The sequence below is a fragment of the Blastococcus sp. TF02A-30 genome (genome assembly GCF_003319185.1).
GTDB lineage: Bacteria > Actinomycetota > Actinomycetes > Mycobacteriales > Geodermatophilaceae > Blastococcus.
Map to the genome: position 1 here is coordinate 527823 of NZ_QOHJ01000002.1, position 24427 is coordinate 552249.

General features: G+C 73.7%; 26 protein-coding genes. 16 read left to right on the top strand and 10 right to left on the bottom strand.

Features of this window, described 5'->3' with window-relative positions; translation table 11 throughout:
* The first annotated feature begins 174 nt into the window (after positions 1-174).
* The gene (locus DQ241_RS06845) at positions 175-1212 is read left to right on the top strand and encodes a DUF58 domain-containing protein (RefSeq protein WP_233492269.1); all 1038 of its coding nucleotides are present in this window, start codon (positions 175-177) and stop codon (positions 1210-1212) included.
* Positions 1209-2165, top strand: coding sequence for a VWA domain-containing protein (locus tag DQ241_RS06850; RefSeq protein ID WP_113829389.1), 957 nt, complete (start codon positions 1209-1211; stop codon positions 2163-2165). The genes DQ241_RS06845 and DQ241_RS06850 overlap by 4 nt, the downstream gene beginning before the upstream one ends.
* Positions 2166-2183: 18 nt before the next feature.
* On the opposite strand, the gene DQ241_RS06855 is transcribed toward DQ241_RS06850, so the two are convergent.
* Positions 2184-3887, bottom strand: a complete 1704-nt coding sequence (locus DQ241_RS06855) for a SpoIIE family protein phosphatase (RefSeq protein ID WP_113829390.1) — start codon at positions 3885-3887, stop codon at positions 2184-2186.
* An 88-nt stretch (positions 3888-3975) separates the two neighbouring features.
* Between DQ241_RS06855 and DQ241_RS06860 the strand changes: the two genes are divergently transcribed.
* The 4 genes from DQ241_RS06860 to DQ241_RS06870 all read left to right on the top strand — a co-directional run bounded on the left by DQ241_RS06860 (position 3976) and on the right by DQ241_RS06870 (position 6014).
* Positions 3976-4347, top strand: coding sequence for a helix-turn-helix transcriptional regulator (locus DQ241_RS06860; RefSeq protein ID WP_113829391.1), 372 nt, complete (start codon positions 3976-3978; stop codon positions 4345-4347).
* A gap of 102 nt (positions 4348-4449) precedes the next feature.
* Positions 4450-4857, top strand: coding sequence for a YciI family protein (locus DQ241_RS06865; protein WP_113829392.1), 408 nt, complete (start codon positions 4450-4452; stop codon positions 4855-4857).
* Positions 4854-5087: a sigma factor gene (locus DQ241_RS21440; protein WP_233492270.1), complete on the top strand. Its 234-nt coding sequence runs from the start codon at positions 4854-4856 to the stop codon at positions 5085-5087. The genes DQ241_RS06865 and DQ241_RS21440 overlap by 4 nt, the downstream gene beginning before the upstream one ends.
* Before the next feature lie 75 nt (positions 5088-5162).
* Entirely contained in the window at positions 5163-6014 is an 852-nt protein-coding gene (locus DQ241_RS06870; protein WP_255410967.1) for a DUF6596 domain-containing protein, read from the top strand.
* Positions 6015-6083: 69 nt separating this feature from the next.
* Here DQ241_RS06870 and DQ241_RS06875 read toward each other — a convergent pair whose 3' ends face one another.
* From DQ241_RS06875 to DQ241_RS06890, 4 genes are all read right to left on the bottom strand, one after another.
* The gene (locus DQ241_RS06875; protein WP_113829393.1) at positions 6084-7055 is read right to left on the bottom strand and encodes an NADPH:quinone oxidoreductase family protein; all 972 of its coding nucleotides are present in this window, start codon (positions 7053-7055) and stop codon (positions 6084-6086) included.
* 183 nt (positions 7056-7238) lie between these two features.
* Positions 7239-9146 carry a helix-turn-helix domain-containing protein gene (locus DQ241_RS06880; RefSeq protein WP_113829394.1) on the bottom strand — a complete coding sequence of 636 codons (1908 nt, stop codon included), beginning with the start codon at positions 9144-9146 and terminating at the stop codon, positions 7239-7241.
* Between the two features lie 134 nt (positions 9147-9280).
* Complete coding sequence (locus tag DQ241_RS06885; RefSeq protein WP_199584145.1) at positions 9281-10216, bottom strand: fumarylacetoacetate hydrolase family protein; 936 nt, start codon at positions 10214-10216, stop codon at positions 9281-9283.
* 16 nt (positions 10217-10232) lie between these two features.
* Positions 10233-11174 (bottom strand): MBL fold metallo-hydrolase, encoded by a 942-nt coding sequence (locus tag DQ241_RS06890; RefSeq protein ID WP_113829395.1) that lies wholly within the window; start codon positions 11172-11174, stop codon positions 10233-10235.
* Between the two features lie 236 nt (positions 11175-11410).
* Here DQ241_RS06890 and DQ241_RS06895 point away from each other — a divergent pair, with 236 nt between their 5' ends.
* The 6 genes from DQ241_RS06895 to DQ241_RS06920 are packed head-to-tail and all read left to right on the top strand — an operon-like array spanning position 11411 to position 17248.
* A complete protein-coding gene (locus tag DQ241_RS06895; RefSeq protein WP_158545889.1) occupies positions 11411-12232 on the top strand; it encodes an ABC transporter ATP-binding protein in 822 nt (273 codons plus the stop codon).
* Positions 12229-12966, top strand: a complete 738-nt coding sequence (locus DQ241_RS06900; protein ID WP_199584147.1) for an ABC transporter ATP-binding protein — start codon at positions 12229-12231, stop codon at positions 12964-12966. The genes DQ241_RS06895 and DQ241_RS06900 overlap by 4 nt, the downstream gene beginning before the upstream one ends.
* Positions 12963-13844, top strand: a complete 882-nt coding sequence (locus tag DQ241_RS06905; protein WP_113829397.1) for a branched-chain amino acid ABC transporter permease — start codon at positions 12963-12965, stop codon at positions 13842-13844. Before DQ241_RS06900 ends, DQ241_RS06905 begins: the two co-directional genes overlap by 4 nt.
* A complete protein-coding gene (locus tag DQ241_RS06910) occupies positions 13841-14944 on the top strand; it encodes a branched-chain amino acid ABC transporter permease (RefSeq protein WP_113829398.1) in 1104 nt (367 codons plus the stop codon). Before DQ241_RS06905 ends, DQ241_RS06910 begins: the two co-directional genes overlap by 4 nt.
* Complete coding sequence (locus DQ241_RS06915; RefSeq protein WP_113829399.1) at positions 14941-16218, top strand: ABC transporter substrate-binding protein; 1278 nt, start codon at positions 14941-14943, stop codon at positions 16216-16218. The genes DQ241_RS06910 and DQ241_RS06915 overlap by 4 nt, the downstream gene beginning before the upstream one ends.
* Positions 16219-16264: 46 nt before the next feature.
* Positions 16265-17248 (top strand): cyclase family protein, encoded by a 984-nt coding sequence (locus DQ241_RS06920; RefSeq protein ID WP_113829400.1) that lies wholly within the window; start codon positions 16265-16267, stop codon positions 17246-17248.
* Between the two features lie 476 nt (positions 17249-17724).
* Here DQ241_RS06920 and DQ241_RS06925 read toward each other — a convergent pair whose 3' ends face one another.
* The gene (locus tag DQ241_RS06925; protein WP_113829483.1) at positions 17725-17880 is read right to left on the bottom strand and encodes a Zn-dependent oxidoreductase; all 156 of its coding nucleotides are present in this window, start codon (positions 17878-17880) and stop codon (positions 17725-17727) included.
* Between the two features lie 93 nt (positions 17881-17973).
* Between DQ241_RS06925 and DQ241_RS06930 the strand changes: the two genes are divergently transcribed.
* Positions 17974-18900, top strand: a complete 927-nt coding sequence (locus DQ241_RS06930) for a helix-turn-helix domain-containing protein (protein ID WP_233492272.1) — start codon at positions 17974-17976, stop codon at positions 18898-18900.
* A 66-nt stretch (positions 18901-18966) separates the two neighbouring features.
* On the top strand, positions 18967-19917 hold the full coding sequence (locus DQ241_RS06935; RefSeq protein WP_113829402.1) for an NADP-dependent oxidoreductase: 951 nt from the start codon (positions 18967-18969) through the stop codon (positions 19915-19917).
* A 218-nt stretch (positions 19918-20135) separates the two neighbouring features.
* On the opposite strand, the gene msrA is transcribed toward DQ241_RS06935, so the two are convergent.
* Together msrA and DQ241_RS21360 are read right to left on the bottom strand one after the other, a co-directional pair.
* Positions 20136-20648 carry a peptide-methionine (S)-S-oxide reductase MsrA gene (gene msrA, locus DQ241_RS06940; protein WP_113829403.1) on the bottom strand — a complete coding sequence of 171 codons (513 nt, stop codon included), beginning with the start codon at positions 20646-20648 and terminating at the stop codon, positions 20136-20138.
* A gap of 114 nt (positions 20649-20762) precedes the next feature.
* Entirely contained in the window at positions 20763-20984 is a 222-nt protein-coding gene (locus DQ241_RS21360) for a helix-turn-helix domain-containing protein (RefSeq protein WP_113829484.1), read from the bottom strand.
* 396 nt (positions 20985-21380) lie between these two features.
* On the opposite strand from DQ241_RS21360, the gene DQ241_RS06950 reads away from it, so the two are divergent.
* Both DQ241_RS06950 and larB read left to right on the top strand, forming a co-directional pair.
* A complete protein-coding gene (locus DQ241_RS06950; protein ID WP_113829404.1) occupies positions 21381-22190 on the top strand; it encodes an ATPase in 810 nt (269 codons plus the stop codon).
* On the top strand, positions 22187-22918 hold the full coding sequence (gene larB, locus DQ241_RS06955) for a nickel pincer cofactor biosynthesis protein LarB (RefSeq protein ID WP_113829405.1): 732 nt from the start codon (positions 22187-22189) through the stop codon (positions 22916-22918). The genes DQ241_RS06950 and larB overlap by 4 nt, the downstream gene beginning before the upstream one ends.
* Here larB and pdxT read toward each other — a convergent pair.
* A complete protein-coding gene (pdxT, locus tag DQ241_RS06960; protein WP_304554480.1) occupies positions 22915-23505 on the bottom strand; it encodes a pyridoxal 5'-phosphate synthase glutaminase subunit PdxT in 591 nt (196 codons plus the stop codon). The two genes, larB and pdxT, sit on opposite strands and share 4 nt — an antisense overlap.
* On the bottom strand, positions 23502-24401 hold the full coding sequence (pdxS, locus tag DQ241_RS06965; protein ID WP_113829407.1) for a pyridoxal 5'-phosphate synthase lyase subunit PdxS: 900 nt from the start codon (positions 24399-24401) through the stop codon (positions 23502-23504). The genes pdxT and pdxS overlap by 4 nt, the downstream gene beginning before the upstream one ends.
* Between the last annotated feature and the right edge of the window lie 26 nt (positions 24402-24427).

Genomic DNA, 24427 nt, shown 5'->3' on the forward strand with positions numbered 1-24427 from the left:
CGGCCCGAGCGTGCCGCAGTACGGCCCGCCGCAGGGCGCTCCGCAGCAGCACCCCGGCCAGCAGGTGCAGGGCCAGCAGCCGGCGCCCGGTAACGGCCAGCCCGCTCCGGGGCAGCCCGCGAACCCGTACGCCGGGCCCGGTTCGAACGGCCACGGGCCGGGAACCTCCCCGGCGTGATCCGCCGCCGTCGCGGCACCGCGGACGAGGCCGCGTCGCCGGGACCCGCCCACCCCGGTCTCCTGCTGCACGCCGCCACGCCGGGGTCGGGCGCGGCCGGCGAGGGCACCGCGGACGGCGCGCCGCCGCGGTTCACCGACGGCCCGGCCGACGTGCTGCTGCGCCGGCTGGAGCTGACCGTGCGCCGCCGGCTCGACGGGCTGCTGCAGGGCGACCACCTCGGCCTGGTCCCCGGCTCGGGGTCGGAGGCCGGCGACTCGCGGACCTACCACCCGGGCGACGACGTCCGGCGGATGGACTGGCCGGTGACCGCGCGCACCCAGGTGCCGCACGTCCGCGAGACGATCGCCGACCGGGAGCTGGAGACCTGGGCGGTGGTCGACCTGTCGGCCAGCCTGGACTTCGGCACCGCCAACTGCCAGAAGCGCGACCTGGCGATCGCCGGGCTCGCCGCCGTCGGCCACCTCACCGTGCACGGCGGCAACCGGCTCGGCGCCGTCGTCACCACGGGGGAGCGGGTCGACCGCTACCCGGCCATGCCCGGGCGGCTGGCCGCCGAGCGGCTGCTGCGCTCGGTCGTGGCCACCCCGCGCGCGGCGGGCGGGCGCCGGGGTGACCTTGCCGCCGCGCTGGACGCCCTGAGCCGGCCGCCGCGCCGCCGTGGTCTGGTCGTGGTCGTCTCCGACTTCCTCGGCGACGACGACTGGGAGCGGCCGCTGCGCGGCCTGGGCACCCGCCACGAGCTGCTGGCCATCGAGGTCGTCGACCCGCGGGAGCTGGAGCTGCCCGACGTCGGGCTGCTCACCGTCGTCGACCCGGAGACCGGGCAGACGCTGGAGGTGCCGACCGGCAACGCGGAGTTCCGCGCACGGTTCGCCGAGGGCGCCACGGCGCAGCGGGCGCGGATCGCCGCCGCCCTGCGCCGCGCCGGCGCCGGGCACCTGCAGCTGCGCACCGACCGGGACTGGCTGATGGACGTCGTCCGATTCGTCGCCGAGCGCCGCCGCGCCGGCAGTGGAGGTGCGTCGCGATGACGTTCCAGGCGCCCTGGTGGCTGCTCGCGCTCGTCGGGGTCGCCGCGCTGGTCGGGCTCTACGTCGTCCTGCAGCTGCGCCGCAAGGCCTACGCCGCCCGGTTCACCAACGTCTCGCTGCTGGGTTCCCTGGTCCCGAAGCGGCCCGGCTGGAAGCGGCACCTGGCCTTCGGGATCGTCGCCCTGGGCATCGGCACGCTCGTCGTGTCGCTGGCCCAGCCGAGCACCGAGGTGCGCGTGCCCCGGGAGCGGGCCACCGTCGTGATGGCGGTGGACGTCTCGCTGTCCATGCAGGCGCAGGACATCTCGCCGACCCGCTTCCAGGCGATGCAGCGCGCGGCCAAGGAGTTCGTCGACGTCCTGCCGGAGCGGATCAACCTCGGCCTGGTGTCCTTCGCCGGGACGGCGACGACGCTGGTGCCGCCGACGACCGACCGCGAGCAGGTGCGCGGCGCGATCGACAACCTCGACCTGGCCGAGTCGACGGCGATCGGCGAGGCGGTGTTCACCTCGCTCACCGCGATCGAGAACTTCCAGAACTCGCTGGAGTCCACCGGCGAGGACGCGCCGCCGGCCCGCATCGTGCTGCTGTCGGACGGGTTCAACACCGTGGGCCGCGACGAGACGCAGGCCATCGACGCCGCCCGCGAGGCGGAGATCCCCGTCTCGACCATCGCCTTCGGCACCGACTACGGCACCCTCGACCTCGAGGGCGAGACCGTGCCGGTGCCGGTCGACCGCGCCTCGCTGGAGGAGGTCGCCGACGCGACCGGCGGCAGCTACAGCGAGGCGGCCAGCGCCGAGGAGCTCGAGCAGGTGTACGCCGACCTGGGCAGCCAGATCGGCTACACGACCGAGCCCCAGGACGTCAGCCCCTGGTTCGTGCGGATCGGCGTCGGTGTCCTGCTCATCGGCACCGTCCTGGCGCTGCTCTGGACCAACCGCCTGGTCTGAGGCGCGCCCGGTCGGGCGTCAGCCGCCGGCCGGGTCGGGCGGCACGGTGGGCGGGGCGCTCGACGGACCGGCCTCCGCCGGCCGCGGCCGGTTCTGCCGGTGGAGGCGGATCGCGACCAGCGCCACGTCGTCCTCGGGCGTGCCCTGGACCAGCCGGTCGATGAGCTCGTCGCACAGCTCGTCGAGGGGACGGCCGGCCAGCTCGGCGGCGGCGGCACGCAGCCGGTCCATGCCCTCGTCGAGGAACGAGCCGCGGCGCTCGATGAGCCCGTCGGTGTAGAGCAGGACGGTGGCGCCCCGGTCCAGGCTGATCACGGACTCCCGGCGGCGGGCGGTGTGGTCGACCCCCAGCATGAGGTCGCCCTGCCAGCTGGCCAGCTCGGCGATGGTGCCGTCGGGGTGGATCACCAGCGGCGGCGGGTGGCCGGCGTTGGCCCACCGCATCCGGGTGATGCCGCGGTCCAGCTCGGCGGGGGTCTGCTCGAAGCGGGCGAGCGCCGCGGTGGCGTAGGTGGGCAGCTGCAGCTGCGTGATGGCGGCGTCGAGCTGACCGAGCAGCTGCGCGGGGCCGGTGTCGCCAGTGACGGCGATGCCGCGCAGCATGCTGCGCAGCTGCCCCATCGAGGCCGCGGCGACGGTGTCGTGGCCGACGACGTCGCCGATGACCAGCACGGTGGCGCCGCCCGGCTGCACGAACGCGTCGTACCAGTCGCCCCCGACCCGGGCGGCCTCGGCCGCGGGCAGGTAGCGGACGACGATCTCGGCGTGGTCGGGCTCGGGCGGCGCGGTGAGCATGCTGCGCTGCAGCTCCTGGGCAAGCTGCCGCTGCTGCTCGTACAGCCGGGCGTTGTCCAGGGCGAGCCCCACCCGGTCGGCGATGTCGGTGGCGGTGGCGATGTCGGCCGGGTCGACCGTGCGCTGCCGGTTGTGCACGAGGGTCAGGGCGCCCAGGACGCGGTCCGGCCCGCGCAGCGGCAGCACCGTCATGGCGCCCGGCGCGAGCAGCGCGAGCAGCTCCTGGGCCGCTCCGGTGGCCACGGTGCCCAGGGCCGGGCCGGTCAGCTCGGCGCCGGAGACGTGGACCGGGGTCCCGGTGGTCACGGCCCGCAGGACGGGAGCCGTCGCGGGGGAGGACTCGCTCGCCGCGGCGAGGTAGCGCCGCACCAGCGGCGTCTTCGCGGGCTCGGCGTGCCAGCCTCCGGCGTCGCGCAGGCTGCCGTCCTCGGCGAGCAGCGACACCGTCGCCCAGGTGCCGAGCGCGGGGACGAGCAGCCGCGGCAGGCGTCCCACGGCGGCCGGTGTGTGCAGGGTCCCGGCGAGCTCGTCGCTGACCCGGGCGAGCAGGCTCAGCCGCTCGACCGCCTGCCGGCGGGCGGTCACCTCGGTGAAGTAGAGCCACAGCCCCTGCGGGGTGGGCACCGCCTGCACCTCGAACCACTGGTTCAGCGGCTCGGGGTAGAAGGCCTCCACCGTCCGCGGCTCCCGGGTGGCGACGGCCTCGCGGTAGGCCCGGCCGAACTCGTTGTCCACGTTCGCGGGGAACGCGTCCCAGTAGGAGCGGCCGACCAGGTCCTCCTGGCCGAACCCGACCATGCGCTCGGCCGCCCCGTTGACGAAGCGGATCGTCCAGTCGGTGTCGAGCTCGATCAGCCCGATCGGCATCGTCTCCAGCGTCTGGGCGTCGGCGCTGTCGACGTCCCCGTCACGCCACCAGCGGGACATCGCACCTCTTCACTCGGACGGACGTCGCTCGACGACTTGACGACTTCATCAAGGACTCTAGACGGAGGGTCGTCCGTATCATCGCGGGATGCCGTTCACACCCGGCCGCCCGCTGGCCGAGGCCAAGGCGGACCTCTTCAAGGCGATGGCGCACCCCGCTCGGATCCGGGTGCTGGAGCTGCTCGCCGAAGGCGAGCGCACGGTGGGGGAGCTGGCCGAGGAGACCGGCCTGGAGCTGTCCCACCTGTCGCAGCAGGTCACCGTGCTGCGCCGCGCGGGCATCGTGGACAGCAGGCGGGTGCGCAGCAACGTCATCTGCTCGTTGCGGGACCCGCAGACCGCGGAACTGCTGGCGGTGGCGCGGCGGATGCTGACGGTGAACCTCCGGCAGAGCCAGGCGCTGCTCGAAGCGCTGGACGGCGCCGACGACGCCGTGGCCCTGGCCGACTCGGGGGCCTAGCGGGGGGAGGATTCCCGGCGGGCGATGTCGAGAACCGGCCGGCGGCTCCGTCCCCGGGGTGCACGCGGCCACGATGGGCCGCAGCCGACCAGGGAGAACACCATGGCCAAGTACCTGCTCCTCAAGCACTACCGCGGCGCACCGGCGGCGGTGAACGACGTCCCGATGGACCGCTGGACGCCGGACGAGGTCACCGCGCACATCCAGTACATGCAGGACTTCGCCGCCAAGCTTGAGGGCACCGGCGAGTTCGTCGACGGGCAGGCGCTCGCGCCCGACGGCATGTGGGTCAGGTCCGACGGCGAGGGGCGGCCGCCGGTCACCGACGGCCCGTTCGCCGAGACCAAGGACCTGATCGCCGGCTGGATGATCATCGACGTCGACAGCCAGGAGCGGGCGGTCGAGCTGGCCGGCGAGCTGTCCGCCGCCCCGGGCGCGGGCGGGAAGCCGATCCACGAGTGGCTCGAGGTGCGGCCCTTCCTGACCGCGCCGCCGACCATCACCGAGTGAGCGCACCGGTGGACGAGGGCCAGCTCCGGGCGGTCGTCCCCACCGTGATCGGGGTCCTCGGCCGCCGTGGAGCCGACTTCGCGGCGGCCGAGGACGCCGTCCAGGACGCGCTGCTCGAGGCCCTGCGGGTGTGGCCGGAGAACCCGCCGCGGGACCCGCGGAGCTGGCTGACCACGGTGGCGTGGCGGAAGTTCCTCGACGCCACCCGGGCGGAGAGCTCGCGGCGGTAGCGGGAGCTGCGCGTCGACGCCGAGCCGGAGCCCGGTCCGGCCGCGGAGCTGGACGACTCGCTGCGGCTGTACTTCCTGTGCGCCCACCCGTCGCTGACGCCGGCCTCCGCGGTCGCGCTGACGTTGCGCGCGGTCGGCGGCCTCACCACGCGGCAGATCGCGCAGGCCTACCTCGTGCCCGAGGCGACGATGGCGCAGCGGATCAGCCGGGCCAAGAAGACCGTCTCCGGCGTCCGGTTCGACCGGTCCGGCGACGTCGGCACCGTGCTGCGGGTGCTGTACCTGGTCTTCAACGAGGGCTACTCCGGCGACGTCGACCTCGCCGCCGAGGCGATCCGGCTGACCCGGCAGCTCTCGGCCGGCATCGGGGACGAGGAGGTGCGGGGCCTGCTCGCGCTGATGCTGCTGCACCACTCGCGGCGCGCGGCGCGCACCCGGGCCGACGGCAGCCTGGTGCCGCTCGCCGAGCAGGACCGGTCGCTGTGGGACGTCCGGCTGATCGCCGAGGGGGTCGAGATCCTGCAGGCCGCGCTGGCACGGGACCGGCTGGGCGAGTACCAGGCGCAGGCGGCGATCGCCGCGCTGCACGCCGACGCCCGGACAGCGGCGGAGACCGACTGGGTGCAGATCGTCGAGTGGTACGACGAGCTGGTCGCGCTCACCGGCAGCCCGGTGCACCGGCTCAACCGGGCGGTCGCGGTGGGGGAGGCCGACGGTGCCCGGGCCGGGCTGGCCGCGCTGGCCGAGCTCGACCCGGGGCTACCCCGGTACGCAGCCGTCGCCGCGCACCTGCACGAGCGGGACGGCGACCTGCCGACGGCGGCACGGCTCTACGCCGAGGCGGCGCTGGCCGCGCCGAACCTGCCCGAGCGGGACCACCTGACGCGGCAGGCGGCACGGCTCAACGCGGCGCTCCGCGGCTGCTGAAGGACCCCGCCGCCCCCCACCACTCGCTGCGCTCGTGGCGGGCCCCTGCGGCGGGGCCGTTCCAGCCCGTTACCGGCTGGGGTCGAGGACGAGCTTGCCGGTGGTGCGGCGGGCCAGCAGGTCCTGGTGCGCCTCGCGGACGGCGGACAGCGGGTAGCGGCCGCCGTTGATCGGCTTCAGGTCACCGGCCGCGGTGAGCTGCAGCAGCTCGGTCATCGCTGCGTCGAGCATCTCGGGACGGCCGAAGCAGTGCGCCAGCCAGAAGCCGATGACCGCGCGGCTGCGCTGCATGAGCGCGCCCGGCGGGACCGGTTTCGTCTCGGTGCGCGCGGCCATGCCGTAGGTGACCAGCCGGCCGAACGGGGCCAGCGCCGACAGCGAGCCGGAGAACACGTTGCCGCCGGTCATCTCCAGCACGATGTCGACCGGCTTGCCGCCGTTGGCCTCGCGCAGCGCGGCGGTGAACTGCTTCGGGTCATCGTCGGCCAGGGCCGGGTCCACGGTGGCGTGCGCGCCCAGCTCCTCGGTGAGCGCCCGCTTCTCCGCGCTCGACGCCGTGGCGATCACCCGGCCGGCACCCCAGCGGCGGGCCAGCTGCACGGCGAGCGAGCCCACGCCACCGGCGCCGGCGATGACGACGACCGACTCGCCCTCGGCCAGGTGCGCGGAGGTGCGCAGCAGGTGCCAGGCGGTCGAGCCCTGCAGCACCAAGGACAGCGCCTGCTCGTCGCTGACGCCGTCCGGGACGGCCCAGGACAGCCGGTCGTTCGCGGCCACCTTCTCGGCGTAGCCGCCGCCGTCGAGCAGCCCGACGACGCGCTGGCCGCCGCCCACCGGGGTGCCGACGAACTCCGCGCCCGGGATCAGCGGCAGCTGCTGCGGGGCCAGGTAGGAGTTCTCGACCTGGTGGGTGTCGGCGTAGTTGATGCCGGCGGTGGAGACGTCGTGCAGGGTCTGCCCCGGCCCCACCTCCGGTTCGGGGAGATCGACGACGTCCAGGACCTCGGGCCCGCCGAAGCGGGTGATCTGCACAGCACGCATGACGCTGAGGCTATGGCGTACGCGGCGGGGATCTCCATTGGCTGTGCCGCTCGCCCGCAACAGGCTTGAGACTGGTGTGCCGATGTGGCGCCATCACGTGGACGGGCAGAGGCGCGAGGAACTCATCCGCAACCTCCGGCTCGCCGAGCGGATGACCAGCTGAACGGGCTCTCGGACGATGCGCTACGGCGCGGTGCGCCAGCCCGACACCGTCGCGACGACCATGGCCAGCTGGATCCTCAGGACGTCGTCCGGTTTGGTCAGGTCCACGCCGAGCAGCTCCTCGACCTTGCGGAGCCGGTAGGCGACGGTGTTCCGGTGCAGGTACATGCGCTTGCTGCACTCGTGCACGGATGTCCCGCTGGCGAGCCAGTTCTCCAGCGTCGCCAGCAGCGCGGACGTGGTCGACGCGTTCGGGTGCACGAGCGGGCCGAGCAGGCGGTGGGAGAACTCGGTCAGCGCCTCGCCCGGGCCCGAGTCCAGCATGACGCCGTAGAGGCCGAAGTCCTCGATGTCGAGCAGGTCGGGGGAGTGCTCGGTCAGCAGTTCCGCGGCCCGGGCGAGCAGGAGGTAGCTGCTGCGGTAGGCCGGGATCCGGTCGACGCCGCGCTTGACCAGGACATGCACCCGCCGGTCCGGGTAGACGGCGGCCGCCGCCTCGGTCAGCAGCGTCAGTGCGGCCGGCTCCTCGCCCTCGGCGCCGGGACCGGGCCGCCCGGACGCGTCGCGCTCCGGGACGAGAGCCAGCAGCTTGCCGTCCATGATCCCGATCAGCGGGCGCGGGGACATGTGCACCAGCCGGGTCGTGAGCCGGGACAGGTCCCGTGCCTGCGCGATCCGCTCCGGTCGCCGTCCCACCGCGCTCGGGGACGGGGTCAGCAGCGCCGCGAAGTGCGGGGAGCGCAGGTCGTGCCCGAGCGCCTCCGCCCGTGAGTGCAGGATCGACGCTCGGGCCTCGGCGGTGTCGGCGAGGAGCTCGGTCAGGAGGTCGCTGGCGATGCGCGCCTCGATCTCCACCTGGTGCTGCGTCGCCTGCAGCTCGAGGGCGACGGGCAACGTGAGGCCGGCCGCTTCCCCGGCGGACAGCAGCTCCACGCCAGGACCGGTGACGGTCAGCCACCCGCGCAGGTCGTCGTGGACCGAGATCGGCGCGGTCCACGTCGGGAGCCCGCCGGATCCGGCCGGCCGGATCACCAGCACCTCGTCCGGCCCGGCCGCCTGCGCCTCCTCGACCACGGACCGCAGGGCCGCCAGCAGTTCGTCTGGTTCGCCGTTGTCGTCCCCCGCGCGGGCCCAGGCGCTCACCCGGAGGCCGGTGTCCCACATCGCGGCGACGCCACCGACCGCCTCGGCGATCGCCTCCACGATGCCGCTCACGCCGCGGTTGGCCAGGACGGCGTCGCAGAGGTCGACGTGCAGCTGCAGCAGTTGCGCGGAGCGCTCCAGCTCCGTGGCGGCCCGGACCGACCGGAGGCGGAGGTCCTCGGCCTCGCGCTGCTGCGCGTCCCGCCGCCGGGCCGCCTCCAGGGCGCCGGCGGTGTGCTCGGCCAGCAGCTCGATGAGCCGCACGTCGTCCGGGGTGAACTCGCGCACCGACCGGCTGTAGGCGGTGATCGTCCCGAGGGCGACGCCGCCCAGCCCGTGCATCGGAGCGGCGAGCAGTGCCCGGTAGCCCTGCATCCTCGCCATGTCGGCCCACTGGGCGCTGTCGGGGTCGGCGAGGGCGTCCGACAGCGCGATGACGTGCCCGCCGAGCACGGCGCTCGTGCTCGGCGTCCGGAAACTACGGACCGAGAGCATGAGGGGTTCGGCGTCGTTGACCAGCTCGACGTACTTGGCGCTCAGCCCGTGCGACCCACCGACCGCGAGCCGGTCGCCCTCGACGACCTCGAAGACCGCTGCGTACTCGGTGCCGAGCAGCCGGCAAGCGTGCCGAGCGGCCAGGGAGAGCAGGTCGCGGATGCTGGCGTCCCGGTTGACCGCGCGCAGCAGGTCCGCGCTGATCGACATCGCCGAGGACCACCGGTGGCCGGGACCGGCCACGGGCGGGGCGACCGCGCCGGCGGCCCCGGTGTTGCTGCTGTCGGTCATGCCGACCCTCCGTCGTGCGGGTGCACCGTGCGCTCCTGCGGCCCCGTGCACGCGGCCGGGCGGGTCAGGCTATCGACCCGCCCGGCCGCGGGGGAGCGGCGTCCACCCCGTCGGGGCGTGCGCGACCGGAGCGCTCAGCGCAGGGGCACCACCGGCGGGCCCTCCACCACGGCGGACTCGATCACCCCGACGTGCTCGACCTCGAGGCGGACCCGGTCGCCGGGCCGCAGCCAGGGGAAGGCGTCCTCCCCGTGCACGCGCGACAGCTCGAGGATGCAGCCGGTGCCGACCGTTCCGCTGCCGATGACGTCGCCTGGCCGCAGCGAGGTCCCCCGGGAGGCATACGCCAGCAGCTCGGCGAAGCTCCAGTAGATCGTCGAGAAGGTGCCCGAGGAGTACGGCCTGCCGTTCACCTCGGCGCTCATGGCCAGGTCGTAGGCGTTGCCCGCGCGGTGCGGCTCGAGCTCGTCCGGGGTGACGAGGTAGCGGCTGAAGCTGGTCGCGCCGTCCTTGCCCTTGGCGGGCCCGAGCAGGCCGCGCATCTCCTGCTCCTGCAGGTCCCGGGCGCTCCAGTCGCACAGCACCATGTACCCGGCGATGTGGCTCTCGGCCTGGGCCGGGTCCAGGTCGCTCCCGCCCCGGCCGATGAGCGCCGCGATCTCCAGCTCGTAGTCGAACCGGGCCGAACCCGGGGAGACCGGGATGTCGTCGTGCGGGCCGCGCGTGGCGGCCGGGTTGGTGAAGTAGAAGAGCGGGATCTGGTACCAGACCGGGTTCACGCTCTGCCCGAGCGCCCCGCTGCTGGTCTTCACGTGCTCCTCGAAGGCCATGAAGTCGCGGATGGACGGCGGCACGGGAACGGGGGCCAGGAAGCGGGCCCCCTCCTCCTCGACGACCTCGAAGGGGTCCTGCACCGCGCGCTCGGCCGCCGCGGCGAGGCGGTCCTCGAAGCCGTCGCCGAGGAGCTCGAGCAGGCTCGAGACGTCGCGCAGCCCGTGCAGCCGGCCGTCGCGGGACAGGGCCACGTGCTCGCGGCCGTCGGTGGGGGAGAGGTAGGTGGACCAGCGCATGTCGGTGCTCCTGTGATCAGGCGAGGCAGGTGAGGGGGCGGCCGCCGTTGAACGCGACCATGTCCTGGAGGGCGGCGACGACGTCGATGGGAGCGCCGCGCTCCGCGCCGTCGAGCTCGAGGTAGGCGCGGTGCAGGTTGCCGACGATGCGCTCGGCGTCGGTCAGCTCGGCGAAGGGGCCGAGATCGGTCTCGCGGGCCGCCTCGATCGGGGTCAGCCCCGCCGCCCGGCCCCGCTCGGCGACGTCGAGGACGAACCGCAGGTAATCCGCGATGTCGTCGACGAGGCCGGGACCGGAGACAGGGCCGTGGCCGGCGACGATCGTCTCGGCGCCCAGCGGGCGGATGACGGTCTCGAGCACCTCGAGGGCGCCCGCCACCGAGCCCATGAGCAGGAAGGGGGTCCCGCCGTTGAAGAGCAGGTCGCCGCAGAACAGCACCGACCGCTCGGGGATCCAGACGATGGAGTCGTTGGTCGTGTGCGCGGGCATCCCGACGTGCCGCACCTCGCACCGCACGTCGTCGGCCCAGAGCGTCACGCCGCTGTCGTAGGTCAGGAACGGCGGCGCGAGCTCGACGTCGCCCCACTCGACGTCGTCGAACAGGCCGAGGTTGGCCGGCGGGCCGGCGGCCAGGAGCTCCTCGCGGGCCTTGTCGTGGGCGACGATCGTCGCGCCCGAGAACAGGTAGTTCCCGTACGTGTGGTCGCCGTGGTGGTGGGTGTTCACCAGCGTGCGCACCGGCCGATCGGTGACCCCGTGGATCGCCTCCAGGTAGGCGCGGGTGCGCCGCTCCGTGGACGTGGCGTCGACGCTGATCACGCCGGTCCGCGTGACCAGGAAGCCGGTGTTGTTGAGGTACCAGCTGCCGTCCGGTTGCAGGTAGGCGTAGATGCCCTCGCTCACCTCCTCCAGGGTCGCCGGCCCGGGGGAGAACGGGCGGTGGGACGTCGGGTGCATGGGTTCTCCTCGGTTCACGGGGCGCGGGAGCGCTCCTTGCGGCGACTGGCGAGTACCGATTCGCGGGCGCTCGATCCGACAGCTCGGCACGGACGGTAGTGTGCGCGGTCACACCGCGTCGTGGGCGTAGTGCACGACAGATCCGCGGAACGTTGTGCATCAGCCCAACGGGGTTCTGCCCCAAGATCCGTATGGTCCAGTGCCATGCGTCACACCAACCGAGCGAGGCGGATCACATGACCGCCCCGACCAGCGCTCCGGCGCGCGGGGGCGGTCGGCCCGGCCAGGACGAGCCGATCCTGTCCATCCGCGACCTGTCCATCACCTTCAGCGGCCTCCGGGCGTTGGACGGCGTCAGCTTCGACGTGCCCGCCGGTGGCGTCACCGCGGTGATCGGCCCGAACGGCGCCGGCAAGACGACGCTGTTCAACTGCATCAGCGGGATCTACCGCGGCGAGGGCGAGATCCTGCTGTCCGGGGAGTCCCTGCAGGGGGCCTCGCCGCACGCCCGTGCCGCTCTCGGGATCGCGCGCACCTTCCAGACCCCGACGCTCATCGAGGACGACACGGTCCTGGCCAACGTGATGCTCGGCGGCTTCCCGCACACCCGGGCCGGGCTGCTCTCGCACATGGTGCTGAGCCGGCGCTCGCGCCGCGAGGAGACCGAGCTGCGTGAGCGCTGCGCGGAGGCGCTGGACCTCATGGGCATCCTGCCGCTGGCCGGCACCAAGGCCGCCGACCTCCCGCACGGCCTGCGGCGCCGGGTGGAGCTGGCACGGGCGCTGGTCGCCCAGCCGCGTCTCGTCCTGCTCGACGAGCCGGCCGCCGGCATCAGCCACACCGAGGCGCTGGAGTTCGCCGACCTGCTCACCGAGCTCGCCGAGCGCTCCGGAGCGACCCTGCTCCTCGTCGAGCACAGCGTCGCCCTCGTGATGCGGGTCGCCCGCCGGATCGCCGTCCTCGACTTCGGCAAGCTCGTCGTCGCCGGCGAGCCGTCGCTCGTGCGGCAGGACCCCCGGGTGCTGGCCGCCTACCTCGGTGACGAGGACGAGTCGTGACGCTGCTCGAGATGAGGGGCGTCCGGGCCTCCTACGACGGCGTCCAGGCGCTGCACGGGATGGACCTCGGCGTAGCCGAGGGGGAGATGGTCGCGCTCCTGGGCGCGAACGGAGCCGGCAAGACGACGACGTTGCGGGCGATCTCCGGAACGGTCGCGGTCGAGGGCGCCGTCGTCCTCGACGGGCGGGACATCACCGGCTGGCCGGCGCACCGCGTCGCCCGGCTCGCCGTCGGCCACGTACCGGAAGGGCGCGGGACCTTCGTCGATCTGACCGTGGAGGAGAACCTCACGCTGGGCGTCCTCGCCCGGGGCTCGCGGATGCGCGGCCAGGTCAAGGAGGACCTCGCGGCGGTCCACGACCTCTTCCCGATCCTGCGCGAGTTCTCCGGTCGGCAGGCCGGCGCGCTCTCGGGCGGTCAGCAGCAGATGCTCGCCATCGCCCGCGCCATCCTCGGCCGGCCCCGGTTGCTGCTGGTCGACGAACCGTCGCTCGGGCTCGCGCCCATGGTGACCACCGAGATCCTCCGCAGCCTGCGGGTGCTGCAGGCGGAGTGGCAGCTCGCCGTCCTCCTGGCGGAGCAGAACGCCCGGCGGGCCCTCGCGGTCGTCGACCGCGCCTACGTCCTGGAGTCCGGCCGCGTCGTCGCGGCCGGCAGTGCAGCAGAACTCAGGGAGAACACCGCCGTGCAGGACGCCTACCTCGGCGCTGAGCAGACCGGGCGGCCGGCATGACCGAGCTGTGGCAGCAGATCCTGTCCGGCCTGGGCAGCGGCTTCATCTACGCCAGCCTGGCCCTGGCGATCTGCCTGGTCTTCCAGGGCACGGGTGCGGTGAACTTCGCCCAGGGCGTCATGGCGACCGCGTCGGCCTACGTCGCGTGGACGCTGGTCACCCGCGGGATGCCGTTCTGGTTGGCGTTCGTCCTCGCGCTGGTGGCCAGCTTCATCGTGGGCGCTCTGATCGAGCGGGTCTTCATCCGGCCGGTCGAGGGGTCGAGCCCGCTGGTCATGCTGACCGTCACGGTCGCCCTGCTCATCGGCCTGCAGGCGGTCGTGGCGCTCATCTGGGGTGACGACCCGCAGCAGCTCGAGAGCCCCTTCGGGGGCGGCAGCGTCGAGGTGCTCGGCGCCCGGCTGACCGCCCAGCAGCTCGGGGCCGCCGCCGTCGTCCTCGTGACCCTGCTGCTGGCCGGGGCGTTCTTCCGCTTCACGACCCTCGGCCTGCGCATGCGGGCCGCCGCGCAGAACCCGGCCTCGGCCCGCCTGCTCTCCATCGACGTGGGCCGGATGCTCGCCCTCGGGTGGGGGCTGGCCGCGACGGTCGGCGCCGTCGCCGGCGTCATCTTCGCTCCGACGCTGGGTGTCTCGCCCGCGATGATGGACAGTTCCCTGCTGCTGGCCCTGGCCGCGGCCACGCTGGGCGGCTTCGAGAGCCGCGTGGGAGCCGTCGTCGGTGGCCTGGTGCTGGGTGTCGCCGCGAACCTCGCCAGCCGCTACGTGCCCGGCATCGGGTCGGACCTGCAGCTGGTCGTGCCCTTCGCGGTGATCTTCCTGGTCCTCCTGCTCCGCCCGCAGGGTCTCTTCGGCCGGGCCTCGAGCGTGCGCGCATGACCGGCGCACCGACCCGGACCGTCGTCGAACCACCGGCCGAGAAGGGCAACGAACCCACCGTGTCCATGTCGCACGCACTTCCGCCCGCGCCGCGCGTCGGCCTGCGGACCCTCTCCTGGGGCGCGGCCCTCGTGGTCGTGCTGCTGCTGGCCGCCCTCGCCCCGGCGAACGTGATCAGCGACTTCCAGTTCTTCCAGCTCAACCGCGTCATCACCTTCGCCATCGCGATTGGCGGCCTCAACCTGCTCCTGGGGTGGGCGGGGACCATCTCCGCCGGCCACGGTGCGCTCTTCGGCATCGGCGCCTACACGACCGCCATCCTGGTGGCCGACCACGGCGTCCCGTGGCCGATCGCAGCGCTCGCTTCCCTGGTGGTCGGGCTGGTCGTCGGAGCCCTGCTGGGACTGCCGGCGCTGCGGCTGGGCGGGATGAACCTCGGGCTCATCACCCTGGCCATCGCGATGCTCCTGCCGCCGCTGCTCACCCGACTGGACTGGCTCACCGGCGGGCCGTTCGGGAAGACCACCCCCCGGGTGGAGGCGCCGGAGGGGCTGCCCTTCTCCTCGCCGCAGTGGCTGTTCCTCGTCAACCTCGTGGTGCTGGCGGTCGTCTTCTGGCTGCTCGCCAACATGCTGCGCGGACGGATGGGGCGGGCGCTGGATGCTGCGGCCTCGTCACGGGTGATGGCGGCGGCGCACGCGATCCCGACCAACCGGATCACCGTCGCGGTCTTCGCCGTGAGCGCGGCCGTCGCGGCCCTGGCGGGCGCGCTGTTCCACCTGTCCACGCGCACCTCGACGCCGGACAGCTTCACGTTCCTGCTCTCCATCTCGCTGATCGCCGGGGCGGTCGTCGGGGGCAGCCGCTCCTTCGTCGGGGCGATCATCGGCGCCGCGTTCGTCGTCTTCGTGCCCGAGAGCCTCGGTGAGTTCGTCGAGCCCGCGGCCGCCGGTCAGTGGCAGCAGGTCGTCTATGCCGCAGCGCTGCTGCTGGTCATCTACTTCTTCCCCCGCGGCCTGGCCGGACTGGTCCGGCAGGCGCGCAACCGGCTCGTCCGGCGCAGGTCCATCCACGCACGACCCCAGGAGGCACAGTCATGAGCCGGTCCAAGGCACGCTCGATCTCGTCGACGAAGGGGGTTGCCGCCATCACTCTCGTGCTCGCGATGTCGGCCACCGCCTGTGGCGGGTCCGACCGCCGGGATGCCGAGAGCGGGGGTGGCGCGCAGGGAGTCACGGACGAGGCCATCAAGATCGGCGGCAGTTTCCCGTTCAGCGGCCCGTACGCCACCTTCTCCAACGCGAGCCAGGGCGTGGCTGCCTGCTTCGCCGCGGCGAACGAGGACGGCGGTGTGAACGGACGCCAGATCGAGTACACCGCCGCGGACGACGCCTACGACCCGGCACGGCTCGCCGCCAACGCTCGGGAGGCCGTCGAGCAGGAGCAGGTCGCGGCGTTCATGTCCTTCGGTGGCACCAACGTGGCCATCCAGCCCTACATGAACGAGAACCAGGTGCCGCACATCGTCCTGGCCGGCAACGCCGAGTTCAGCCGGGTCGAGGAGTTTCCCTTCACGCACGCGTGGTGGCCGGACCTGAGCTGGGAGGCCGAGGCCGTCACCGGTTACGTCGTGGACCACCCGGAGGAGTTCCCGGACCCGAAGATCGGGCTGATCACCCTGAACAACACGCTGGCCGACAGCCACATCGCCGGCATCGAGGCAGCGCTGGGCGGGGACGCCGCGACGGTCTTCCCCGAGGCGAACCGGCTCCGGGTCGAGCCGACGCTGGCCGACTGGACCTCGCAGCTCAACCAGTTGCAGGCGGCCGGCGTGAACGTGCTCTACATGAATCCCGGCACCGCCGGCCAGGCCAACGCGATCAAGTACATCGACCAGATCGACTGGCCGGTCAAGGTGATCCTGTACTCGGGCGGCACCTCCATCAAGACCAACCTCGAGCCCGCCGGTCTCGCCGCGGCCGAGGGCGTCTACGGGGCGGCCTGGCTCAAGGACCCGTCCGACTCCCGCTGGGCCGACGACGAGGGCATGCAGCGTTACCGCGAGGTCATCGAGCAGTACGGCGAGGGTGCCGACGCCGACCTCGCTGTCACGGCGAACGGCTACGGCGCGTGCCAGGCGGTCCTCGCGACGCTGGAGTCCCTCGGTGACGAGGAGATCACCAGCGACGCGTTCAACGAGGCCTGGATGGCGATCGAGGGCGAGACCAGCGACGTGCTCGTCGACGGCGCCGACCTGACGGCGGGGGAGAGCGGCCGGCTGGTGCACGAGTACCAGATCCTGCAGTTCGACGGCACCTCGTGGCAGGGCGTCGGTGACCTGATCGACGTCTACGAGGCCGGCATCGCCGAGTAACGCTCCACCGCAGCCAGCACCCCAGCAGCAGGAGGAGGACCGGGCGATGACGCCTACGAGTTCGGCCGCAGGAGAGTTCCGCGGCGCAGAGGTCATCGAGGACTACATCGCCCGGTTCTCCAACTGGGGGCGGTGGGGTGCCGGGGACCAGCGCGGCGCCATGAACCACGTCGGGCCGGAGCAGGTGGCCGCGGCGGCGCAGCTGGTGCAGCAGGGGAGGACCATCTCCATGTCGCTGCCCTACGACCTGCACGGGCCGCAGTCGGGCGGGTTCCGGGCCAACCCGCTGAACATGATGACGGCGACCGGCACCGACCACCTGGCCGGAGCGCAGGATCCGCTGCCCGCGGGCTTCGGGCCGGCGAAGGGCTTCGGGTTCGCCGACGACGTGCTCGTGATGCCCAATCAGGCGGGAACGCAGTGGGACGCGCTCTCGCACATCTTCTGGCACGGCAAGCTCTACAACGGCTTCGACGCCGGAACGGTCACGTCGGCCGGTGCCGGGCGCTGCGGGATCGAGAACTACCGGCAGGACTTCGTCATGCGGGGCGTCCTGCTCGACGTGGCCCGGCACCTGGGTCGGGACTGCCTGGAGCCGGGGTACGCGATCAGCCCGGACGACCTCGACGCCACCGCGGAGGCGCAGGGCGTCGAGATCCGGCGCGGGGACGCGGTGATCGTGCGGACGGGGCTGCTGGAGGCGCGTCGCGGAGCGTGGGGCGACTACGCCGGCGGCCCGGCTCCCGGGCTGTCCCTGCACGTGGCGCCCTGGCTGCACGAGCACGACGTCGCCGCGGTCGCCTCGGACACCTGGGGCTGCGAGGTGCGGCCGAACGAGATCGACCTGTTCCAGCCGTTGCACGTCGTGGCGCTGGTGCACATGGGGATCCCGTTCGGCGAGATCTGGGACCTGCAGGCGATCGGAGAGGACTGCGCCGCTGACGGCGTCTACGAGTTCCTGCTCTCGGCCGCCCCGCTGCCCATCACGGGCGGGGCGGGCTCCCCGGTGAACGCCCTCGCGATCAAGTAGCCGGAACCCCGTCCTTCCGAGGCGCGCGCCGGGGTGGAGACCGACCGGTCCTCACCCCGGCGGGGGGATCCGCCGGTGCACGGGGCGAGGACGTCGAGGATCCATAGGATGCCGAGGCGGCCGGCGACCATCCCGTACTGCGGCGCGTAAGCCAACGGGACTGAGCTGCGCGCGGACCGTGCCACCCTCGACGAGCCCCGCCAGTACCCGGTGGTTCCCTGGCCGCTCCCGGCTCACGCTCGGCGGCGGACCTGGTTCGGCATCGACGCTGCCGTCGCCGCTACGACACCGACGTCCGCACCGTCGACCCCCCAGCCCGGCCCGAGGCACGCGGCAGTCTGTCTGCCCGGTTCGCCAGCGTCGCCCCGGCCTGACCGAGCGGACCCGTTCTGATCGTCACCTCGCGGCTGTGCACGGGTGCTGATCCGGGTCATCCGTCGGGTCGGCCCGTCTGCCTTGGCGAGACCACGCAGATGTCAGTCGGTCGACAGCCGGTGGTGGGTGTCGGCGTAGTTGATGCCGGCGGTGGAGACGTCGTGCAGGGTCTGCCCCGGCCCCACCTCCGGCTCGGGGAGATCGACGACGTCCAGGACCTCGGGCCCGCCGAAGCGGGTGATCCGCACGGCACGCATGAGCTCGACCATACGGCGGGCGACGTCCGCTGCACCCGGAGCGGTGAGCCCGCCGCGGTCCTCCCATCCGCTCCGCCCGCCCCGAGTGTTCACGTGCCGCCGCTCGTGCCGTCCGGACGGGACGAGGAACATCGTCCGTGCAGGTCAGCCGGGCACACTGGCGGCGTGGATCGTCATGACTTCGGCGCAGCAGTGCGCCAGTTGCGGGAAGCCACGGATCCCGCGGCCGTCGGGCTGCCGGTGGGCAGGCGACGGGTGCCCGGCTTGCGCCGGGAGGAGCTCGGTGAGCTCGCGGGCATGTCCGCGGACTACGTCCGCCGACTGGAGCAGGGGCGCAGTCATCCGTCGGCCGGTGTGGTGAAGGCCGTCGCCCGGGCCTTGCGCGTCGGACGGGCCGACTACGAGCGGCTCAGCGCGCTGGCCGGGTACGCCGCCGCGGACGGGCAGGTGCCCACCGATGTCGGCCCGGGCGCGACGCGGCTGCTGGAGCGGTTCTCCGACACCCCGATGATCGTCACCGATGCGGCGATGAACGTCGTCGCGGCCAACAGCGCGTTCCTGGCACTGGAGCACTGGGACCTCACCGGGGAGCGGTGGGACTGGAACGTGGCCTGGCGCATCTTCTGCCACCCGTTCGCCGCCTTCCGGCAGTCCGACGCCGACGCGACCAACCACGAGACGATCCAGGCGGCCCAGCTGAGAGCCGCGCTGCTGCGCTACCCCGGCGATGCCTCCCTCGCCGCGATGGTCGACGAGATGCGGACCCGGAGCCGGCGGTTCGACACGCTGTGGCGGGCACCGCGACCGGTGGCGGCCTACGAGAGCAGCGCGACCTTCACCCAGTCCGACGGGGACTCCGTCACTCTCGTCGGCAACCTGATCTCGATCCCCGGGGACGACCTCGCGGCCGTGATGCTGACCGCGGCGCCGGGGTCGCGCGATGCGGCGCGCCTCGTGGAGCTCGTCGGCGCATCCGATGGACGAGCGGTCATCAAGGTGGGCCAAAGCGGCCCAGGCTGATCGCGGCAGGACCTGCGACGTTGGGGACGTCTCCAACGGCACACACATGGAAGAGCAGGTCCAGCGATGAAGGCAGTGCGGTTCCACGAGGTCGGCGGTCCCGAGGTCCTCCGCTACGAGGACGTCGAGGAGCCGATCCCCGGCCCCGGTGAGGTGCGGGTCCGGGTGGCGGCGTCGGCGTTCAACGCCGCCGACGCCGGCATGCGCGGTGGCTTCCTGCCGATCCCGGTGAAGCTGCCGCACGTGCCCGGCTACGACGTCTCCGGCACCGTCGACGCGCTCGGGGAAGGCGTGGCCGGAACCCCGGACGCGGGCGGTCTGCAGGTGGGGGACGCGGTGATCGGGTTCCTGCCGATGGACCGGGACGGCGGCGCAGCGGAGCACGTGATCGCCCCGGCGGACGCCTGGGTTCCCGCCCCGACGAGCGTCCCCTTGGCCGACGCGGCAGCGCTGCCGTCCGTGGCGCTGGCGGCCTGGCAGGCGCTGTTCGACCTCGGCGACCTGACCGCCGGGCAGCGGGTCCTGATCAACGGCGCCGGGGGCGTGGTCGGCAAGTACGCCGTCGCGCTGGCGAGACGAGCGGGCGTGCACGTCGTGGCGACCGCCAGCCCGCGCAGCGACGCCGCCGTCCGCGCGGCCGGCGCGGACCAGGTCGTCGACCACACCACCACGGACGTCCTGACCGCCGTCGAGGAGCAGGTCGACGTCCTGGTCAACCTCGCCCCCATCGACCCCGACCGGTTCGGCGCACTCGTCGCCGTTGTCCGTGACGGCGGGAAGGTCGTCAGCACGACCGCGTTCATGGCCACCCCGGGCGACGAGTCGCGCGGCGTCAGCGCGGCCACCGTCTTCGTGCTGCCGAACCGGAACCGGCTCACCCAACTGGTGTCCCTGGTGGACAGCGGGGAGCTGCAGGTCGAGGTCACCCGCCGGATCCCGCTGGCCGAGCTGCCCGCGCTGCACGCGGAAGCCGAGGTGGGTCGCGTCGCGGGCAAGGTGATCGTCCAGCCGGCGTGAGTTCTCCGGCGCGGCACGGTCGAGCAGGCGGTGCCGGTCGGCGTCGTCCCGCGGATGGTGGTGCAGGCGCGGAGCCGCGCGCGGAAGCCAACCCCGGAGACGCCTCGAGGGGTGGACTCCCTCACGGGAGCCCACCCCTCGGTGTCGTCGTACCGATGACGTCCCATCGGCGCGCCCTGGTGGGTCGTCGTCGAGCGGCCGATCGGCCGCTCAGGCCATCAGGCGGTCTGCGACTCCCGGCGCGGCAGCACCCAGTCGGGCCGCACGTAGTGGCAGGTGTAGCCGAAGGGGATCTTCTGCAGGTAGTCCTGGTGCTCCTCCTCGGCCTCCCAGAAGTCGCCGGCCGGCTCCACCTCGGTGACGACCTTGCCGGGCCAGATGCCGGAGGCGTCGACGTCGGCGATGGTGTCCTCGGCGACCCGCTTCTGCTCGTCGCTGGTGTAGAAGATCGCCGAGCGGTAGCTGCGGCCCACGTCGTTGCCCTGCCGGTCCTTCGTCGACGGGTCGTGGATCTGGAAGAAGAACTCCAGCAGCTCCCGGAACGAGATGACGGCGGGGTCGAAGACGATCTCGACCGCCTCCGCGTGGTCACCGTGGTTCCGGTACGTGGCGTTCGGGGTGTCGCCGCCCGAGTAACCGACGCGGGTGCTGATCACCCCCGGGCGCTTGCGCAGCAGCTCCTGGGCGCCCCAGAAGCAGCCGCCGGCCAGGATCGCGGTCTCAGTGGTCATCGTTTCGCCTCTCCTCTGCGTCGGACGCGTCGGGACAACACCGCGGGGGGCCCGTGCGCTTCCCGCTCCACCCGACGGGGCGACGCCGCCACCTGGCCGGCGGTCGAGCAGCCGTCAGGCGACGTCGGTGCGGGCCTCGGACAGGTAGGCGCGGACGGCCGGCTCGGGCACCCGGAAGGAGCGGCCGACGCGCACGGCGGCCAGGTCGCCGGCGTGGACCAGGCGGTACACGGTCATCTTGGAGACCCGCATGATCGCCGCGACCTCGGCGACGGTGAGGAAGGTGGCGACCGGGCGCTGGACCGGCCGCTCGGCCGCCGGGCGCGCGGCGGGCATGGCGACGCCGGGCTGCTGGGGCCGGGCCGCGGGGGCGTACTGCCCACCGGCGCGGGGGGCGGGCGTGGCCGGCCGGTAGGCGGGGCGCTGGCCGTAGGCGGCCTGGCGGGGGAGGGTGGCGGCGGCGGAACGCTGGGGGAGGGTCATGTCGTACCTCTCGGGAGCGGCGGGGAGGACGCTGAGCCCGTGGCCGGTGTGGCTACGTAATGCGCCCCTGCTGGTACCGACAGTAAGCAGTGGAACCCGTGCGGCGGGAGTGCGAGCCGGACGAGACGGACCGTTCCCGTTCGTCACATGTTGCCCGTGCGGCTCTCGCGACGGTTGCGGAGGACGGGTCTGCCCGGGTGCGATGGGGCGGCTCGGCCTCCGTCGTCGGGCCGGGTGGAGGAGGGACCGATGGGGCCGCAGCTGCTGGACCTGCTCGCCGGGCTGCCCCTGCGGGCGGTCGCCTGCAGCGGCGGTGTCGACAGCCTGACGTTGGCCACTGTCGCGCACCGCGCCGCGCCCGGCGCGACGCTGGTCGTGCACAGCGTCACCCCTGCCGTCCCGGCGGCGGCGACCGCCCGCGTCCTGGCAGCCGCCGACGCCGAGGGGTGGGAGCTGCGCCTGGTCCGGTCCGGCGAGTTCGACGACGCCCGCTACCTCGCCAACCCGGTCGACCGCTGCTACACGTGCAAGACGCACCTCTACGACGCCATGGCCGACGTGGTCGCCGCGGTCGGCGGTTCCCACGTGCCGCTGAGCGGGGCCAACGTCGACGACCTGGGGGAGTACCGGCCGGGTCTGCGGGCCGCGGCCGAGCACGGCGTGCGCCACCCCTACGTCGAGGTCGGGGTGACGAAGGCCGACGTCCGCGCGCTGGCCCGCGAGCTGGGGCTGGACTGCGCGGACCTGCCGGCCGCCCCCTGCCTGGCCAGCCGCCTCTACACCGGCACCGCGGTGACGCCGGCCAGGGTGCGCGCGGTCGAGGTGGGGGAGGCGCTGGTGACGGAGCGGACCGGCGTCACGGTCGTGCGCTGCCGGGTCCGCGAGGACGCCGTGCGGATCGAGGTCGGCGACGCCGACCGGGCGGCGATCACCGAGGACGTCGTCGCCGCCGTCCTGGCCGCGATGCGCGCGGTCGACCCGGGCCTGCGGACGGCGGCGCTGGATCCCGAGCCCTACCGGCCGGGTCGCGCGTTCACCCTGACCCCGGTGCCCCGGTGACCGACCCCGGCTCCCGCGACCCCGGCTCCCGCGACCCCGGCTACCGCGACCCCGGCTACCGCGACCTGGGCTTCGCCCGCGTCGACACCGACCGGCACGCGCGCACCGGCGATCCGGAGGTGGTCTACGGCGCGGGCAAGACCACGCCCGAGGTGGTCGCCGTCGTCGAGGCGCTGCGCACCGCGTCGCCCGACCGGCCCGCGCTGGTCACCCGCGCCACCCCGGGCACCGTCGCCGCGCTGACCGCCCGCTGGCCGGACGCCCTCGTCGAGCGGGGGACGGTCGCCGTCGGCCCGCTCCCGCCGCCGGTCGGCACGGTCGCCGTCGTCACGGCCGGTACGTCCGACGAGCCGGTCGCCGCCGAGGCGGCGACCACGCTGCGCGCGCACGGCGTCGGCGTCGTCCGGGTGACCGACGTCGGGGTGGCGGGTCTGCACCGGGTGCTCGACGTCCGGCCGGTGCTGCGGGACGCCGACGTCGTCGTCGTGATCGCCGGCATGGAGGGCGCGCTGCCGAGCGTCGTGGGAGGGCTGGTCGGCACGCCGGTGGTCGCGGTGCCCACGAGCGTGGGCTACGGCGCCAGCTTCTCCGGGCTGTCGGCGCTGCTCGGCATGCTCAACTCCTGCGCGCCCGGCGTCGTCGTGTGCAACATCGACAACGGGTTCGGCGCCGGCGTCTTCGCCTCGCGGGTGGCCCGCGACCTGGCCGCCGCCCGAGCAGGGAGCTAGGCCGCCTGGCGCACCACGTCCACGAACGCGGCGTGCAGTCGGCGGTCGCCGGTCAGCTCGGGGTGGAAGCTGGTGGCGAGCAGTCGGCCCTGGCGGACGGCGACCGCTCGGCCGTCGGCGGTCCGGGCGAGGACCTGCACGTCGGCGCCGCACTCCTCGACCCACGGCGCACGGATGAAGACGCCGCGCACCGGGCCGCCGGCCAGCCCGTCGACGGGCACCTCGGTCTCGAACGAGTCGACCTGCCGACCGAAGGCGTTGCGCCGCACGGTGACGTCCAGACCCCCGACGGTCCGCTGGCCGGCCGCCGCGTCGAGGAGGCGGTCGGCCAGCAGGACCATCCCGGCGCAGGAGCCGTACACCGGCAACCCGGAGCGGACGGCGTCCCGCAGCGGATCCAGGAGCCCGAACCGGTCGGCGAGCTTGGCGATGGTGGTCGACTCGCCGCCGGGCAGGACCAGCCCGTCGACCGCCGCCAGCTCCTCCGCCCGGCGGACGGGCACGGCCCGTGCGCCCCCCGCCTGCAGCGCCGCGAGGTGCTCCCGGACGTCGCCCTGGAGGGCGAGCACGCCGACGACGGGGGTCACCACCCGCGGGTGGCGTAGCGCTCGCCCGCCGGCAGCGTGCTGACGTCGATCCCGACCATCGGCTCGCCGAGACCGCGGGACACCTTCGCGATCACGTCGGGGTCGTCGGCGAACGTGGTGGCCTGCACGATCGCGGCCGCGCGCTGGGCCGGGTCGCCGGACTTGAAGATGCCCGAGCCGACGAACACCCCCTCGGCGCCCAGCTGCATCATCATCGCGGCGTCGGCCGGGGTGGCGATGCCGCCCGCGGTGAAGAGGACGACGGGCAGCTTCCCCAGCCGGGCCACCTCGACGACGAGGTCGTGCGGCGCGCGCAGCTCCTTGGCTGCGACGAACAGCTCGGTCTCGTCGAGGGTGCCCAGCCGCTTGATGCCGGCGCGGATGGCCCGCATGTGCCGGGTGGCCTCGACGACGTTGCCCGTTCCGGCCTCGCCCTTGGAGCGGATCATCGCCGCGCCCTCGGCGATGCGGCGCAGCGCCTCGCCCAGGTCGGTGGCACCGCAGACGAAGGGCACGGTGAACTCCGCCTTGGCGATGTGGTGCGCCTCGTCGGCCGGGGTGAGCACCTCGGACTCGTCGATGTAGTCGACGCCGAGCGCCTGCAGCACCTGGGCCTCGACGAAGTGGCCGATCCGCGCCTTGGCCATCACCGGGATCGAGACCGCCGAGATGATCCCCTCGATCATGTCGGGGTCGCTCATCCGCGCGATGCCGCCCTGGGCCCGGATGTCGGCCGGCACCCGCTCGAGCGCCATGACGGCGACGGCACCGGCATCCTCGGCGATGCGGGCCTGCTCGGGCGTGACGACGTCCATGATGACGCCGCCCTTGAGCTGCTCGGCCATGCCGCGCTTGACCAGCTGGGTGCCGGCGGTGCCGGTGGGGGGCGTGCTCATCGGGGTGCTCCTCGGAGGGGGTGGGT

What these genes read in the sequence shown, in the direction of transcription:
- DQ241_RS21360 (WP_113829484.1), bottom strand. Translation starts at nt 20,984, where the DNA reads ATGCCCGCCGCGCGCCCGGCGGCCGAGCGGCCGGTCCAGCGCCCGGTC.
- DQ241_RS06850 (WP_113829389.1), top strand. Translation starts at nt 1,209, where the DNA reads ATGACGTTCCAGGCGCCCTGGTGGCTGCTCGCGCTCGTCGGGGTCGCC.
- DQ241_RS06920 (WP_113829400.1), top strand. Translation starts at nt 16,265, where the DNA reads ATGACGCCTACGAGTTCGGCCGCAGGAGAGTTCCGCGGCGCAGAGGTC.
- DQ241_RS06915 (WP_113829399.1), top strand. Translation starts at nt 14,941, where the DNA reads ATGAGCCGGTCCAAGGCACGCTCGATCTCGTCGACGAAGGGGGTTGCC.
- DQ241_RS06885 (WP_199584145.1), bottom strand. Translation starts at nt 10,216, where the DNA reads ATGCGCTGGTCCACCTACCTCTCCCCCACCGACGGCCGCGAGCACGTG.
- msrA (WP_113829403.1), bottom strand. Translation starts at nt 20,648, where the DNA reads ATGACCACTGAGACCGCGATCCTGGCCGGCGGCTGCTTCTGGGGCGCC.
- DQ241_RS06950 (WP_113829404.1), top strand. Translation starts at nt 21,381, where the DNA reads ATGGGGCCGCAGCTGCTGGACCTGCTCGCCGGGCTGCCCCTGCGGGCG.
- DQ241_RS06855 (WP_113829390.1), bottom strand. Translation starts at nt 3,887, where the DNA reads ATGTCCCGCTGGTGGCGTGACGGGGACGTCGACAGCGCCGACGCCCAG.
- DQ241_RS06910 (WP_113829398.1), top strand. Translation starts at nt 13,841, where the DNA reads ATGACCGGCGCACCGACCCGGACCGTCGTCGAACCACCGGCCGAGAAG.
- pdxS (WP_113829407.1), bottom strand. Translation starts at nt 24,401, where the DNA reads ATGAGCACGCCCCCCACCGGCACCGCCGGCACCCAGCTGGTCAAGCGC.
- DQ241_RS06860 (WP_113829391.1), top strand. Translation starts at nt 3,976, where the DNA reads ATGCCGTTCACACCCGGCCGCCCGCTGGCCGAGGCCAAGGCGGACCTC.
- DQ241_RS06925 (WP_113829483.1), bottom strand. Translation starts at nt 17,880, where the DNA reads ATGCGTGCCGTGCGGATCACCCGCTTCGGCGGGCCCGAGGTCCTGGAC.
- DQ241_RS06895 (WP_158545889.1), top strand. Translation starts at nt 11,411, where the DNA reads ATGACCGCCCCGACCAGCGCTCCGGCGCGCGGGGGCGGTCGGCCCGGC.
- DQ241_RS06865 (WP_113829392.1), top strand. Translation starts at nt 4,450, where the DNA reads ATGGCCAAGTACCTGCTCCTCAAGCACTACCGCGGCGCACCGGCGGCG.
- DQ241_RS06890 (WP_113829395.1), bottom strand. Translation starts at nt 11,174, where the DNA reads ATGCACCCGACGTCCCACCGCCCGTTCTCCCCCGGGCCGGCGACCCTG.
- DQ241_RS06875 (WP_113829393.1), bottom strand. Translation starts at nt 7,055, where the DNA reads ATGCGTGCTGTGCAGATCACCCGCTTCGGCGGGCCCGAGGTCCTGGAC.
- DQ241_RS06880 (WP_113829394.1), bottom strand. Translation starts at nt 9,146, where the DNA reads ATGACCGACAGCAGCAACACCGGGGCCGCCGGCGCGGTCGCCCCGCCC.
- DQ241_RS06935 (WP_113829402.1), top strand. Translation starts at nt 18,967, where the DNA reads ATGAAGGCAGTGCGGTTCCACGAGGTCGGCGGTCCCGAGGTCCTCCGC.
- DQ241_RS06905 (WP_113829397.1), top strand. Translation starts at nt 12,963, where the DNA reads ATGACCGAGCTGTGGCAGCAGATCCTGTCCGGCCTGGGCAGCGGCTTC.